This window comes from Microbacterium xylanilyticum (genome assembly GCF_054654695.1).
This window is the reverse complement of sequence record NZ_BAAIEN010000002.1, coordinates 567220-581324: the sequence shown is the minus strand read 5'-3', so window position 1 is coordinate 581324 and position 14105 is coordinate 567220. Positions and strand designations below refer to the sequence as shown.

Annotated in this window: 15 protein-coding genes; 7 read left to right on the top strand and 8 right to left on the bottom strand. The window is 72.0% G+C overall.

The features are described 5' to 3' along the window. Positions 1-9: 9 nt before the first annotated feature. Entirely contained in the window at positions 10-522 is a 513-nt protein-coding gene (locus ACYQ1L_RS03310) for a methylated-DNA--[protein]-cysteine S-methyltransferase (protein WP_460002839.1), read from the bottom strand. Between the two features lie 139 nt (positions 523-661). Between ACYQ1L_RS03310 and ACYQ1L_RS03305 the strand changes: the two genes are divergently transcribed. The 4 genes from ACYQ1L_RS03305 (at position 662) to ACYQ1L_RS03290 (ending at position 3730) form a co-directional block, all read left to right on the top strand. Next, positions 662-1120 (top strand): carboxymuconolactone decarboxylase family protein, encoded by a 459-nt coding sequence (locus ACYQ1L_RS03305; protein ID WP_460002838.1) that lies wholly within the window; start codon positions 662-664, stop codon positions 1118-1120. A gap of 33 nt (positions 1121-1153) precedes the next feature. Continuing rightward, positions 1154-2056 (top strand): sigma-70 family RNA polymerase sigma factor, encoded by a 903-nt coding sequence (locus tag ACYQ1L_RS03300; RefSeq protein WP_460002837.1) that lies wholly within the window; start codon positions 1154-1156, stop codon positions 2054-2056. A gap of 139 nt (positions 2057-2195) precedes the next feature. Next, positions 2196-2558, top strand: a complete 363-nt coding sequence (locus ACYQ1L_RS03295; protein WP_460002836.1) for an ArsR/SmtB family transcription factor — start codon at positions 2196-2198, stop codon at positions 2556-2558. Further along, positions 2555-3730 (top strand): cation diffusion facilitator family transporter, encoded by a 1176-nt coding sequence (locus ACYQ1L_RS03290; RefSeq protein ID WP_460002835.1) that lies wholly within the window; start codon positions 2555-2557, stop codon positions 3728-3730. The genes ACYQ1L_RS03295 and ACYQ1L_RS03290 overlap by 4 nt, the downstream gene beginning before the upstream one ends. Before the next feature lie 98 nt (positions 3731-3828). Here ACYQ1L_RS03290 and ACYQ1L_RS03285 read toward each other — a convergent pair whose 3' ends face one another. Then, entirely contained in the window at positions 3829-3966 is a 138-nt protein-coding gene (locus ACYQ1L_RS03285; protein ID WP_460002834.1) for a hypothetical protein, read from the bottom strand. A 112-nt stretch (positions 3967-4078) separates the two neighbouring features. On the opposite strand from ACYQ1L_RS03285, the gene ACYQ1L_RS03280 reads away from it, so the two are divergent. After that, positions 4079-4687 (top strand): endonuclease/exonuclease/phosphatase family protein, encoded by a 609-nt coding sequence (locus tag ACYQ1L_RS03280; protein ID WP_460002833.1) that lies wholly within the window; start codon positions 4079-4081, stop codon positions 4685-4687. Positions 4688-4811: 124 nt separating this feature from the next. On the opposite strand, the gene ACYQ1L_RS03275 is transcribed toward ACYQ1L_RS03280, so the two are convergent. Further along, positions 4812-5414, bottom strand: a complete 603-nt coding sequence (locus tag ACYQ1L_RS03275; protein ID WP_460002832.1) for a hypothetical protein — start codon at positions 5412-5414, stop codon at positions 4812-4814. Between the two features lie 4 nt (positions 5415-5418). Next, positions 5419-6687 carry an ammonium transporter gene (locus tag ACYQ1L_RS03270; protein WP_460002831.1) on the bottom strand — a complete coding sequence of 423 codons (1269 nt, stop codon included), beginning with the start codon at positions 6685-6687 and terminating at the stop codon, positions 5419-5421. A gap of 200 nt (positions 6688-6887) precedes the next feature. Between ACYQ1L_RS03270 and ACYQ1L_RS03265 the strand changes: the two genes are divergently transcribed. Then, positions 6888-7931, top strand: a complete 1044-nt coding sequence (locus ACYQ1L_RS03265) for a zinc-dependent alcohol dehydrogenase family protein (protein ID WP_460002830.1) — start codon at positions 6888-6890, stop codon at positions 7929-7931. A 142-nt stretch (positions 7932-8073) separates the two neighbouring features. Next, a complete protein-coding gene (locus ACYQ1L_RS03260) occupies positions 8074-9186 on the top strand; it encodes a fatty acid desaturase family protein (RefSeq protein WP_460002829.1) in 1113 nt (370 codons plus the stop codon). Positions 9187-9199: 13 nt separating this feature from the next. On the opposite strand, the gene ACYQ1L_RS03255 is transcribed toward ACYQ1L_RS03260, so the two are convergent. The 4 genes from ACYQ1L_RS03255 to mgtA all read right to left on the bottom strand — a co-directional run bounded on the left by ACYQ1L_RS03255 (position 9200) and on the right by mgtA (position 14077). Further along, positions 9200-10420 (bottom strand): RNA polymerase sigma factor, encoded by a 1221-nt coding sequence (locus ACYQ1L_RS03255; RefSeq protein WP_460002828.1) that lies wholly within the window; start codon positions 10418-10420, stop codon positions 9200-9202. Beyond that, entirely contained in the window at positions 10417-10776 is a 360-nt protein-coding gene (locus ACYQ1L_RS03250) for a YciI family protein (RefSeq protein WP_460005750.1), read from the bottom strand. Before ACYQ1L_RS03250 ends, ACYQ1L_RS03255 begins: the two co-directional genes overlap by 4 nt. A 220-nt stretch (positions 10777-10996) precedes the next feature. After that, positions 10997-11407: a pyridoxamine 5'-phosphate oxidase family protein gene (locus ACYQ1L_RS03245; protein WP_460002827.1), complete on the bottom strand. Its 411-nt coding sequence runs from the start codon at positions 11405-11407 to the stop codon at positions 10997-10999. 18 nt (positions 11408-11425) lie between these two features. Further along, the gene (mgtA, locus tag ACYQ1L_RS03240; protein WP_460002826.1) at positions 11426-14077 is read right to left on the bottom strand and encodes a magnesium-translocating P-type ATPase; all 2652 of its coding nucleotides are present in this window, start codon (positions 14075-14077) and stop codon (positions 11426-11428) included. Positions 14078-14105 lie beyond the last annotated feature (28 nt).

Here is a 14105-nt window from a genome sequence, read left to right as displayed (position 1 = left end):
GGATCCACGTCAGAACAGTGCGGGCGGCAACGCTCCCTCGTGTTCGAGCAGCCAGCGCTTCGTGCGGAGTCCGTCGCCGGGCGCGCCGCCGGAGTAGCCGCCGAGCCCGTCGCTGGCGACCACGCGGTGGCAGGGGACGATGATCGGGATCGGGTTCGCGCCCATGATCGACCCGATCGCCCGCGCGGGCACCGCCGTGCCGCTGCGCTCGGCGAGCTCGCCGTACGTGACGGTCTCGCCGTGCGCGACCGTGTCGTAGAGCGCGTGCAGCACGGCGTTCGTCACGTCCGTCTGCGCCCCGAGATCGAACGGCAGGTCGAAGCCCGCGCGGCGACCGGCGAAGTACGCCTCCAGCTGCGCCAGGGCCTCCGCGAGCAGCGGATCCTGCTCCGCGGCGGACCCCACCCCGCCGACCGGCGTCGCCCGCCCGGGCCGCGGCCAGGTCACCCGACGGATCGCGACCCCGTCGCTGTGCACCTCGAGCACGCCCACGGGCGTCGCGATCGAACCGCAGAACGTCACGCGCCGATCGTACGCCGGGCTTCCGACACGCGGTCCGGGCGGAGGTGTCACACTTCCGAGCCCGGATCCGACATCCCTGATGAGAGCCACACGCAAGCCGACGAGATCCGTCGCGGAGGTGGCCCGGAGAGGAACGACGATGACCCGGATCGACATGGGCCGCACCAACAAGCTCGGCTACGCCGCGGTGCTCGGGCTGGAGGCGTACGCCCGCAAGAGCGTGGAACCCCGGCTGTACGAGCTGATCAAGCTGCGCGCCTCGATCCTGAACGGCTGCGGATTCTGCGTCGACATGCACGCGACCGAGGGCGCCCGGCGCGGGATCCCGCAGCGCACGCTGCATGCGGTCGGCGCCTGGCAGCACGCCAAGGGCCTGTTCGAGGAGCGCGAGCTGGCGGCACTGGCCCTGACCGACGCGGTCACCCGGCTCGGGCCGGACACGGTGACGGACGAGATCTGGAACGCCGCGGCGGAGCACTTCGATGACGGCGAGCTCGGCGCACTCGTGCTGGCGATCTGCACGATCAACGTGTGGAACCGCGTGGCCATCGCCACGGAGATGGCGCCGCCGATCGATGACAAGCACCCGATCGTCTGAGCCGTGGCGGAACCGTGGCGCTACCGTGAAGCCATGACCCTCGTCTCCCCCGCCACCCGCGCATGGCACGCGGAGCGGGGGCGATTGATCGGCATCGCGTACCGCATGCTCGGCGACTACGGCCATGCCGAGGACGTGGTGTCCGAGGTCGCGATCGAGGCGCTCCAGCAGGAGCGCGCCGAAGCCGACGATCCGGTGACCCCGCGGCCGGTGCGCTCCTGGCCCGCGTGGCTGACGACGGTGTGCGTGCGCCGCTCGATCGACCGGGTGCGCGCTCTCGCGGCGGCGCGAGAGGAGTACGTCGGGCCGTGGCTGCCCGAGCCGGTCGCCACGGATCGTCTTCCCGAGGACGCGGTCGCCGACCGGGAGCTGCTCTCCCTCGCGCTGCTGCACATGGCCGAGCAGCTCGCGCCCGAGGCGCGGGCGGCCGTGGTGCTGCACCGCGCGTTCGGGATGTCGGCCGTGGAGATCGGGCGGATCCTGGAGAGGACCCCGGCGTCCGTCCGTCAGCTGATCTCGCGCGGCGAGAGGCGTCTGCGCCTCGCGGACGACCCGGCGCGAGCGCGCACGGCGGATCCGGCCGCGCTCGGGGCTCTGCTCGCCGCCGTCGAGCACGGCGACATCTCCGGCGTGCTCGAGCTGCTCGCCGACGACACCATCCTGTGGAGCGACGGCGGCGGCCGGGTGCGGGCAGCGCGCAACCCCATCTTCGGCGCCGACCGGGTGCGGCGTTTCCTCGTCGGCGTGCTGGAGAAGGCCCTCGCCGACCCGTCGTTCCCCCTCAGCGCTGCGCTGCTCGACGTCAACGGGGAGCCCGCGATCGCCCTGACGCATTCGGGCCGCACCGACGTGCTCGCACTCGAGTTCGGCACCGGCGGTCTGATCCACGGCCTGCGGCAGGTGTGCAACCCCGACAAGCTCTCGCGGGTGCTCTGAGCCCCGGCCTCGCGACGATCTGCACCACTTGAGACGATCTGCACATGGATCCGGCCAGAACGCGAGGCGGATCGTCGCATCGTGTGCAGATCGTCGCGCACGGATCCGTATCCGGATCCGGATGGCTTAGTATCTGCGTATGAGTGCAGATAAGCAGGCATGCGGGTACTCCCCCGACAGCCCCTATGTCGAGCTCGCGGTGGAGGTGTTCTCGATGCTGGCCGACGCCACCCGGGTGCGGATCGTGATGGCGCTCGGAGAGGCCGGCGAGCTCTCGGTGAACCACCTCGCGGACATCGTGGACAAGTCGCCGGCTGCGGTGTCCCAGCACCTGGCGAAGCTGCGCCTCGCACGCATCGTCTCGACCCGGCAGGACGGTCAGCGCGTCTTCTACCGGCTCGAGGACGAGCACGCCTCGCGCCTCGTGGCCGATGCGATCTTCCAGGCCGAGCACTCCCTCGGCGGCACACCGCGCCACCACCACGCCGATCGGGAGGCATGATGCACGACCACGAGCACCCGGAGGATCGCCCCGATAACGCGCCGGACATCCGCACGGACCACGCGGATCCGCACCCGCACGACGGGGACCGCGACCACGACCACCCGCACGACCGCGACCACGACCATGGGCACGGGCACCCGCACGACCACGACCACGACCACCGGCACGACCACGACCACTCGCACGGCCACGACCACGACCACTCGCACGACCATGGGCACGGCCATGGTCATGATCACCACCATCCGACCGGATTCCGCGGCTTCCTCTACGGGCTGTTCGTGCCGCACACGCACGACGCCGCTGACGCCATCGATGACGCGATGGAGGCGTCCAGCGCCGGCATCCGCGCACTGAAGGTCAGCCTCGTGATCCTGCTGGTCACCACGGCCCTGCAGGCGGTCGTGTTCTTCGTCAGCGGCTCGGTCGCGCTGCTCGCCGACACGGTGCACAACTTCTCCGACGCGCTCACGGCGATCCCGCTCTGGGTCGCGTTCGCGCTCGGGCGGCGCGCTGCCACGCGACGGTACACCTACGGGTTCGGACGCGCGGAGGACCTCGCGGGCCTGTTCATCGTCTTCGTGGTGCTGCTGTCGGCGATCGTGGCGGCGTGGCAGTCGATCGAGCGGCTGCTGAACCCCCAGCCGCTGCACAACGTCGGCTGGGTCATCGTCGCCGGCGTCATCGGGTTCCTCGGCAACGAGGCGGTGGCGATCTACCGGATCCGGGTCGGCCGCCGCATCGGGTCCGCCGCGCTCGTCGCCGACGGCGTGCACGCCCGCACGGACGGCTTCACCTCGCTCGCCGTGGTGCTGGGCGGCCTCGGCGTGCTCGCGCACTTCCCGTTGGCTGACCCGATCGTCGGTGTGCTCATCTCGGTCGCGATCTTCGTGCTGCTCATCGGCACGGTGCGCAGCATCGGCCGTCGCCTGCTCGACGGTGTCGAGCCCGAGCTCGTGGAACGCGCCGAGCACGCGCTCGCACACGTCGGCGGGATCCGGGAGGTCGAGAGGGTGCGCCTGCGCTGGGTCGGGCATCGTCTGGAGGGCGACGCCGTCGTCACCGCCGCGGACGACCCCGCCTCGGTCGCCGCGGAGGCCGAACGGAGCGTGCGCGCGCATCTGCGCAACCTCGACGAGTTCCTGGTAGCGGTGCGCGCCGCGCCCTGACCGCATGCCTGCTCGCCGGCCTGCCGCGACCGCGCCGGCGCCGCGCCCGAAGGACGCCGGCTCACGCCCGGCACACGCGGCCGTGCACGCAGCAGGGCTCAGTCCAGCACCTGGGCGACCGCGGGGATGCCGGCCGGCCATTCCGCACTCGGCGCGGGTGCGTCGTCCGCCGGGTGCACGGCGAGGATCGGCTGCTGTCGTCGGCGCCGGCTGCGCGGCTCCCAGAACGGATCCATCTCGCTCCTCGCTCGATCGGGCTCGCCTCCATTCTGCGCGCGACGGCCGACAGCCGACCGCCGACAGGCGGCGGGCGCGGGCGACGGCGGGCTGCTGGTCGCCACGCAGAACGTGGAGGCCGGATCCGGCACCGGAGCCGCATCCGCGCGCACCCTCGCCGCGGACGGCGCAGCGATCCTCGCCTTCACCGAGCTCGACGCCGACTCCGGGTCGGCGATCGCGGACGAGCTCGCCGGCGCCTACCCGCACGCCTACCGCGTGGGAACCGTGGGCGTGTGGAGCCGGTACCCGATCCTCGACCAGGAGTCGCTGGATCTGGGACTGGGCTGGAATCGCGCGCTGCGGGTCGACGTGGACGCGCCGGGAGGCCCTGTGAGCGTCTACGTCGTGCACGCGGCGTCGCTGCGCCCCGGCATGCAGAGCGCCCGCGACGGCATGCTGTCGGCGCTCGGGGAGCGAATCCGCGAGGACCGCACTCAGCGCCTGATCGCGCTGGGCGACTTCAACGCGGTATCCACGGATCCGGCGCTCGCGGGGATCGCCGGCGAGCTCGGGGAGGTGCGATTCGGCGGCCTCGCCCCGTCGTTCACGTGGCCCGCCGCCTTCCCGGCCGTCCGGATCGACCACGTCTTCGAGCGCGGGTTCACCACGGCGTCCGCCAGGACGACCGCAGCCGGCGGCAGCGACCACCTTGCGATCGTCGCCGGCCTGCAGCGCTGAGCACCGCGGTGTCCGCTTCGCGGAGAAGCTGAGCACCGCGGTGCGCGCTTCGCGGAGCAGCGTCCGGGCTGAGCGCTGTCAGGGCGGATCCGTCGGGATCGGGTCCGCCCTCCGCCGACGGCCGTCAGCCGATGACCATGAGGACCCGGGCGTCGTCGGCGACGGCCCCGGGTCCTGAAGCGACGGCGCCGTCGCCCCGAGTCGCGTCCGGCAGCACCAGCGCCTCCATCGCTGTGGCGGTGCTGCCGCCCGCGCTCACTCTCCCCGACCGCACCACGATCGCCCGGACGTCCGCGGGCAGCGGAGCCGTGCCGTGCAGATCGGAGAAGACCAGGGAGGGCGTCGCCCGCGCCGGCACCGACGAGAGCACGAGCACGCGGCTCAGCTCGGCGGCGCGCAGCTGCGGGCGACGCAGCTCCAGGAAGGCTCCCGCGTAGTGCAGGACCCGCTCCTTGCGCAGTCCCACGGCGGCTCCCGGTCCGACGCCCACCTGCGGGCCGCCGATGCCGGCGAGCACGTGGGCCGCGTCCGGCGGCAGGTGGAGCACACCCTCCGGCCCCCGCAGTTCGACGAGCTGCAGCATCCAGTGCAGCTCCCCGTCGACCCCCCACTGGCCGCAGATCTCGCGGACGTGTCCACCCCCCGCGACGAGCCCCCGCCGGGGCAGGTCCCGCAGGCGCGTGAGCCTGGTCGGGGCCGGCCCCGGAACGAAGGTTGCCGTCGTCATCGGATCAGACCCGCGCTCCGATGAGCACGTAGCCCTCTTCACCGTGGACCACTGTGTCGAGGCCGGCGATCTCGTCCTCGTCCTTGACCCGGAAGCCCATGGTCTTCTGGACCACGAAGCCGATCACGAGCGCGAACACGAAGGAGTACACCAGTACCGCACCGGCGGCGAGCGCCTGGGCCGCGAGCTGCGCGAGGCTCCCGCTGTAGATGAGCCCGGTGCCGTTGGCGAAGAACCCGAGGTACAGCGTGCCGATGATGCCGCCGATGAGGTGGATGCCGACCACGTCGAGCGAGTCGTCGAAGCCGAGGTGGAACTTCAGGTCGATCGCGAGCTGGCAGACCGCGCCCGCGAGGAGGCCCAGCACGACAGCCCAGATCGGAGTGAGGGCGGCACAGGCCGGGGTGATCGCGACGAGACCGGCGACCGCACCGGATGCGGCGCCGACGGACGTGGGCTTGCCGTTGCGGATCTTCTCCATCACCAGCCAGCTGAGCAGTGCCGCGGCGGGCGCCGCCAGCGTGTTCACGAAGGCGATCGAGGCGGTGCCGTCGGCGCCGAGCTCGGAGCCCGCGTTGAAGCCGAACCAGCCGAACCACAGCAGGCCCGCGCCGAGCAGCACGAACGGCGGGTTGTGCGGCACGTCGGCGCCCTTCTGGAAGCCGATCCGGCGTCCGAGGACCAGCGCGAGCGCGAGGCCCGCAGCACCGGCGTTGATGTGCACCGCGGTTCCACCGGCGAAGTCGATCGCGCCGACGCCGAGCCACTTCTGCAGTCCGACGGTGGCCCAGCCGCCGTAGGCGTAGCTGCCGTCCTTGTTCAGGCCGAAGTTGAACACCCAGCTCGCGACCGGGAAGTAGACGACGGTCGCCCAGATGCCGGCGAAGACCATCCAGGATCCGAACCGGGCGCGGTCGGCGATGGCGCCGGAGACGAGGGCGACGGTGATGATCGCGAACGTCGCCTGGAACGCGACGAAGGCGAGCGGCGGGTAGGCGGCGCCCTTCGGCACCTCGAGCAGGCTGTTCAGGCCGATGGCCGACCAGTCGATCGTCCACGGAGCGATCAGGCCCTTGCCGCTGGGGACGGCGATCGCGTAGCCGAAGACGACCCACAGCACGCCGATGAGCCCGATCGCGCCGAAGCTCATCATCATCATGCTGATCACGCTCTTGGCCTTGACGAGGCCACCGTAGAAGAACGCCAGACCTGGCGTCATGAGCAGCACGAGTGCTGCACAGATCAAAACGAAGGCGGTGTTCCCCTGATCCATGGGTCCGCTCCTCTCTCAGTGAGAACGCTCCTGCAGCGTCGGGTGCAGCCAGGTTGCCACCGGCGCGTTTCACGTCGACGCGCGCTGTGTTTCCGGGGCGTTTCGGGATGCGCCCGGGACGTGAACACCTCGTTACAGAGCCCGGATCCGGCCGATCCCGTGCCGGCAGGAAGATCGCGGCGGCCTGAGAGGATGAGGTCATGCGTGCAGTGGTGTTCGATGAGGTCCGCGGGGTGCCCGAGGTGAGGTCGGTCCCCGAACCCGCGCTCCCGGCGGACGGCGTGCTCGTGGAGGTGGCGGCCACAGGCATGTGCCGGAGCGACTGGCACGCCTGGGCGGGCCACGACGACATCGCGTTCCCCCATGTGCCGGGCCACGAGCTCGCCGGCACGATCATCGCGGCCGGGCCGGAGGTGACGCGGTGGAACGCGGGCGACCGGGTGACCGTGCCGTTCGTCTGCGGCTGCGGACGCTGCGAGTGGTGCCTGTCCGGGAACGCACAGGTCTGCCCCGACCAGCAGCAGCCCGGCTTCACCCACTGGGGATCGTTCGCCGAAGTCGTCGCACTCCATGCGGCGGATGTGAACCTCGTCGCAATCCCCGACGAGGTGGATTTCGCCACGGCCGCGAGCCTCGGCTGCCGCTTCGCGACCGCCTTCCGCGCCGTGGTCGGGCGCGCCGGCGCGCGGGAGGACGAATGGGTGGCCGTCATCGGCGCCGGCGGCGTGGGGCTGAGCGCCGTGATGATCGCGCAGGCGCGCGGCGCCCGGGTGATCGCCGTGGACCGCAACCCCGAGGCGCTGGCCGTGGCCCGCGAGGTCGGCGCGGAGCACGCGCTCCTGGCCGACGGCGCCGACATCCCCGCCGCCGTGGCGGAGCTGACCGCGGGCGGGGCGCACGTCTCGATCGACGCGGTGGGCAGCGAGCAGACCCTCGCCGACGCGATCCTCGGCCTGCGCCGGCGCGGGCGGCACGTGCAGATCGGCCTGCTCCCGCCGATCGACGGCCACCCGCGCGTGCCGATGGAGCGCGTGATCGGCTGGGAGCTCGACCTCCTCGGCAGCCACGGCATGGCCGCCTCCGACTACCCCGAGATGATGTCGATGATCGCGCAGGGCGCCCTCGCCCCGCAGCGCCTCATCGAGCGCACCATCGGGCTCGATGAGGCGGCGGCGCTCCTGCCCGAGTTCGACCGGACGACCGTGGCCGGGATGACGATGATCGATCCCCGGCGCGTCGACTGACGACGATCCCGTGCCACCGCCGAGCGGTGGCGCACGCATGCCGCTCGGCGTATACGCGTGCGCGTAGCGTGAGGCTCAGCGAACGGCGCCCGCCCTTGGCTTCCGCCCCGGTTACCCCGGACATCAGCAAAGGCCCCGCCGCATGACCTCCGCACCCGTCGACATCCGCCCCTCCCGCCTGGGCCCCGTGCGCCAGACGTACGCACGGCAGGAGGACTTCCCGCCCATCGCCCGGGCTTACGTCGAGATCTCCCGCGTGATGCGTGAGACCGGACTGATGCGCCGCACCCCGCGCTTCTACGCCCTGATCGGCGTCGCGATCGCAGCCGGGTTCGCCGGGGTCGTGACCGGATCCGTCCTGCTCGGCCACAGCTGGCTGCAGCTGCTCATGGCCGCCGCCCTCGGCATCCTGTTCACGCAGGTCGCGTTCCTCGCACACGAAGCGGCTCATCGGCAGATCCTCGCGAGCGGCCCGGCGAACGACCGGCTCGCGCGCGTCCTCGCCGCAGTCGTCGGGATGAGCTACTCCTGGTGGGACTCCAAGCACAGCAGGCACCACGCCAACCCGAACCGCGTCGGCAAGGATCCGGACATCGAGGTCGACACCATCTCGTTCCTGGAGGAGGACGCCGCCGCGGCGCGCGGGCTCCGGCGCCTGATCACCCGCCGCCAGGGATGGCTGTTCTTCCCCCTGCTCACGCTCGAGGGCGTCAACCTGCACTACCTCGGCGTCCGACACCTCGTCAGCCGGCAGCCGGTGAAGGCCCGCTGGGCCGAGATCGGCATGATCACGGCGCGCTTCGCGCTCGTGCTGACACCGATCTTCCTGCTGCTGCCGCTCGGCATGGCAGCCGCCTTCGTCGGCGTCATGCTGGCGGTGTTCGGCGTGTACATGGGCGCCTCGTTCGCTCCGAACCACAAGGGCATGGCTGTGATCGCGCCCGACGCGCGGCTGGACTTCTTCACCAAGCAGGTGCGCACGTCGCGCAACATCCGCGGCGGCTGGTGGGCCACCGCGCTGATGGGCGGCCTGAACCATCAGGTCGAGCATCACCTGTTCCCGAGCATGTCTCGGATGCACCTCGGCAAGGCCCGCGAGATCGTCCGCGACTTCTGCGCCGCGCATGGCGTCCCCTACACCGAGACCTCGCTCTGGCGCTCCTACGCCATCGTCATCGACTACCTGAACCGCGTGGGCCTGGCGGCACGCGACCCGTTCGACTGCCCGATGGCCGCGCAGTACCGGCGGGCGTGAGCGAGACGCCGGTTCAGCGCCGCAGCCGCGCGGCTCGCGCCCGCAGGTAGTCGCGCTCCGGGATCGACAGCGTCGCCCGCGCCGCCGCGAGGTATTCGGCGATGGCCTCGTCGTGGCGACCCGCCCGTTCCAGCAGGTGAGCGCGCAGCGAGGCGATGCGCCGCCGATCGCCGCGCACGCGCGGATCGGAGATCCCGTCGATCACGGCGAGCCCGGACTCCGGGCCGTGCACCATCGCCTGGGCGACGGCGCGGTTGACCGTCGCGACCGCGTTGCCCGTCTCGAACTCGAGAAGGCGGTAGAGCGCCAGGATCTGCGGCCAGTCCGTGGTCTCGGTGCTGGGAGCGTCGTCGTGCAGCGCCGCGATCGCCGCCTGGATCGCGTAGGGGCCGTGCCGCCCTGCGGCCAGCGCTGCGTCGAGGATGCCCGTGCCCTCGGCGATCAGATCCCGGTCCCACCGGGTGCGGTCCTGCTCGTCGAGCGGGATGAGATCGCCGCGGGGCCCGGTGCGCGCGGCCCGGCGGGCGTCGGTCAGCAGCATGAGCGCGAGCAGCCCTGCGACCTCCACGTCGTCCGGGCGTTCGCGGTGCAGCATCCGGGCCAGGCGGATGGCCTCGTCGCTCAACCGCACATCGCCGACCTCTGGCCCCTCTGTCGCGGTGTGCCCCTCGGTGAACATCACGGAGAGCACCGCCAGGACAGGATCCAGGCGATCGTCGACGTCGGACGGCTCCGGGAAGACGGCGCCCGCGGCGCGGATCCGCGCCTTGGCCCGGCTGATCCGCTGCGCGATCGCCGCCTCCGGAAGCAGGTAGGCCCGGGCGATCTGCGCCGTGGACAGCCCGCCGACGGCGCGCAGTGTCAACGCCACCTGCGCCGGCACGCTCAGCGCGGGGTGGCAGCACAGCCGCAGCATCTGCACGCTGTCGTCCGGGTGCGCCGTCTCCGGCTCCGCGAGCGGACGCCAGGCGTCGGCGTAGACGTGCTCGCGTTCGCGCCGCTGATGCTCGCTGCGGATCCGGTCGATCAAGCGACGCCGCGCGACGGTCAGCAGCCAGCCCTTGGCATCGGCGGGAGCGCCCTCGGCGGGCCATTGCTGGTGCGCCGCGAGCAGCGCCTCCTGCACGGCGTCCTCGCACAGGTCCAGCTGCGCGGCTCCGTAACGGCGCAGCAGCGCGGCGAGGACCTGCGGCGCGGTGCTGCGCCACAGGTCCTCGAAGCCGCTGTCGGTCACGCGTCCGGGCCGGCCGAGAACATCACCGGGTGGATCTCCAGCGCGAGCCCGTCGATCGCCGCGTCCGGGATCTGCTGGGCGAGTTCGACGGCGCGCTCCTCCGACTCCACCTCGATCAGGTAGTAGCCGCCCATGAACTCCTTGGTCTCCGCGAAGGGCCCGTCGACCACCTCGGGAACGCCGCCGGCAGCCCGCACGACCTTCGACTGGCTGGGGTCGGCGAGGGCGATGGTGCCCAGCAGCTCGCCGGATGCGGTGATCGCGTCCATGAACGCCTGGTGCCCCTCGCCGATCGCCTGCATCTGCTCCGCGGTGAGCGCATCCAGGACGTCCTGGCGCACCTGCATCAGAATCATGTACTTCACGGCCGTTCTCCTTCTGTTCCGTCGGGCGAGCCGATGCCCGCCTCGGTATGTGGTCGGAGCCGTTGCTCGTTTCTCGACAGCATGATGGCGAGATCTCGACTTCATTCTGCGCGCCACGGTGCGCGGGGGCGCGGCCGCCGGGCCGTGAGCCCGCACGCGGGAGTCGCAGACGCCGGTCCGACGGACGGAGACCGCACGTGCCCGGACGGGATCAGCGGCGCCGGAAGAGGCGCCCGGAGACCGCGGTCGGCGTGATGCGCACCCAGCGATCCTTCGGCTCGGGCGCCCACGGAGTCACTCCGGTCTCCTCCGCTTCCAGGACATCGGCGTCGCGGTCGAACTCCTCCGCCAGCCCCTTCACGACCACGCTGAAGGCCTCGGCGTCATCCGCGCCGTCGACCTCGAACGCCACGCGCTGCCGGATCGTCAGCTCGAGCAGCTTGGTGCCCGCCGCGGTGCGGAAGACGATCGTGCCGTCGAGCACGGCGTGGTTGACGGGGAAGACGTCGATCTCGTCCGCCGCGGCGGCGGCGATGCGCCCGTAGGGCGCAGCGAGGATCCGCTCCCAGCACTCGCTCTCGGTGAGAGCCCGCGTCGGCTCTCGACCCTCTTCGGTGTCCATGCCCCGATCGTGCGCGCGTCAGGCGCCACCGCCCGGGCCCAAAGTCCCACCGGGATCGGGCCGGCCCGATCGGGCCGTGAACCGCGCGGCACGGCGCAGCACCCGTCGAGCCGGCCGACGCGGCGCGCGGGCGGCCCCCGGCGCCGCGCTGAGCCGTCGGAAGTACCAGAGCTTCGCGACCTCGACGAGCACGAGGTACACGATCACCATCCCGACGAGTGCGAGGAAGAAGCCGGCCGGCAGCGGCGTGAACCCGAGGAGCCCGTTCAGAGGCGTGTACGGGAGCACGCAGCCGATCGCGATGGCGAGGAGCACCGTGACGACCAGCACCGGCGCAGGTCGGCTTCGCGTGAACGGGACGCGGCGGGTGCGGATCACGAACACGATGAGCGTCTGCGTCGCGATCGACTCGATGAACCAGCCGGAGCGGAACTCGGGGGCGCCCGCGTGGAAGACGAACAGCATCAGGCCGAAGGTGGCGAAGTCGAACAGGGAGGAGATCGGTCCGAACAGGAGCATGAAGCGCCGCACGGCCGCGATGTCCCAATGCGAGGGCGCACGCAGCTGCTCCGGATCCACCCGGTCGGCGGGGATCACGAGCTGGCTGGAGTCGTAGAGGAGGTTGTTCAGCAGGATCTGCCCCGGGAGCATGGGCAGGAACGGAAGGAACACGGATGCGGCCGAGGCGCTGAACATGTTCCCGAAGTTGCTCGAGGTGCCCATCATGACGTACTTGATCGTGTTGGCGAAGATGCGCCGTCCCTCTGTCACGCCATCGGCCAGCACGTCCAGATCCTTGTCCAGCAGCAGGACGTCGGCCGCATCCTTCGCGACATCGACGGCGGAGTCCACCGAGATCCCGATGTCGGCGCCGTGCAGCGCCAGCGCATCGTTGACGCCGTCGCCGAGGAACCCCACCGCCCGCCCGCGGTGCCGGAGCGCATGCACGATGCGCACCTTCTGCTCGGGCGACACCCGGGCGAACACGGTCGTCCGCTCCGCCGCCTCGACGAGTCCGCGGTCGTCCAGTGCGTCGACGTCGGCCCCGGTGAGCACGCCGTCCACGCGCATGCCGAGCTCGGCGCAGGTGCGGACGGCGACCACCGCGCCGTCGCCGGTGCACACCTTGACGCTGATGCCCAGGGCGGCGAGCCGCTGCAGCGAAGCTTGGGCGGAGGGTTTGACGGCGTCGGTGAACACGAGGAACCCGTCCAGCGCGAGCCCTGTGTCGAGGCCCGCCATGAGCGCCGCCGCCCCGGGCGCCGGGCGTCCCGCGACGGCGACCACGCGGAAGCCCTCGCGGTACAGGGCGTCGAGGTCGCGGGCGGCGCCGTCCGGAACGGTCGTGCACCGCGGCAGCACCGACTCCGCCGCACCCTTGACGAGCACCACCGGATCCTCGCCACCGAACGCGGCGAGCACGGTCGTCGTCCGGCTCTCGTGATCGAACGGGATCGCGTCCAGTCGGCGCCATTGTGCGAGAGTCCCGGGGTCGCCGGCGGCTCCGAGGAGCGCTGCGTCGAGCGCGTTCAGGCCGACGGCGGAGGGGGCGGCGAGATCGGCGCCCGAGGCGATGACCCCCCGTTCCACCAGACGCGCGGACGACCCGCCCGCCATCGGAACGGCTCGGGCGAAGGCGATCTCGCCGGTCGTCAGAGTGCCGGTCTTGTCGGTGACGAGCAGGTCGAGGTCGCCCAGGTCCTCGATGCAGATCATGCGCTTGACCAGGACGCGACGCCGCGCCATCGCCCGGGACCCGGCGGCGAGGCTCGTGCTGACCACTGCCGGCAGCAGCTGCGGGGTGATCCCCACGGCGATGGCCAGCGAGAACAGCAGCGATTCGATCAGCGGCCGCCCGAGCATCACGGCGATCACGAAGATCGTGGCGGTGAGCACGACGGCGACGACGAGCAGGAAGAGCGAGAACCGCCCGAGCCCGCGCTGGAACTCGGTCTGCGGCTCCTGGGCGGCGAGCCCGGCGGCGATGCGCCCGAACTCGGCATCGGAACCCGTCGCCACCACCACGCCGACGCCGCTGCCGGCGTGCACGACCGTGCCCATCAGCGCGCAGCAGGCCAGGTCGCCGACGCCCGCTCCCGCGGGCACGGGCGCCACGCCCTTGGCGGCGGGCAGCGCCTCCCCGGTGAGGATGCTCTCGTCGCACTCCAGCCCCTCGACCCGGATCAGGCGCAGGTCCGCCGGCACGACCGTCCCCACCGACAACGCCACCACGTCGCCGATGACCAGCTCGGTCACGTCGACGCGCTGCACGGCACCGTCCCGATGCACGATCGCGGTATGCCGCAGCCGGTCGTGCATGGCATCGGCCGCGCGCTCCGCGCGGTACTCGTTGACGAAGCCGAGCCCGACGCTGATCATCAGGATCACCCCGATCACCACGGCGTCGGTGACATCGCCCACGAATCCCGCGACGACCGCGGTGCCCAACAGCATCAGCACGATCGGGCTGCGCAGCTGGCGGCCCAGCACGCGCCACGGTCGCGCCCGATGGCCGCGGATCGCGTTCGGTCCGTTCCGCTCGAGGCGTGCTGCGGCGTCGGACGGAGAGAGTCCCTGCTCCCCGGATCCGAGTTGCGCCAGCACCGGGGCGACGTCCCCGCCGGCGCTGCGGCGGACGGCGCTCACGGCGTCCGCTGGGCGCGCGCTCACGACCTCCGACGCAGCCTCTCTCCCGGTC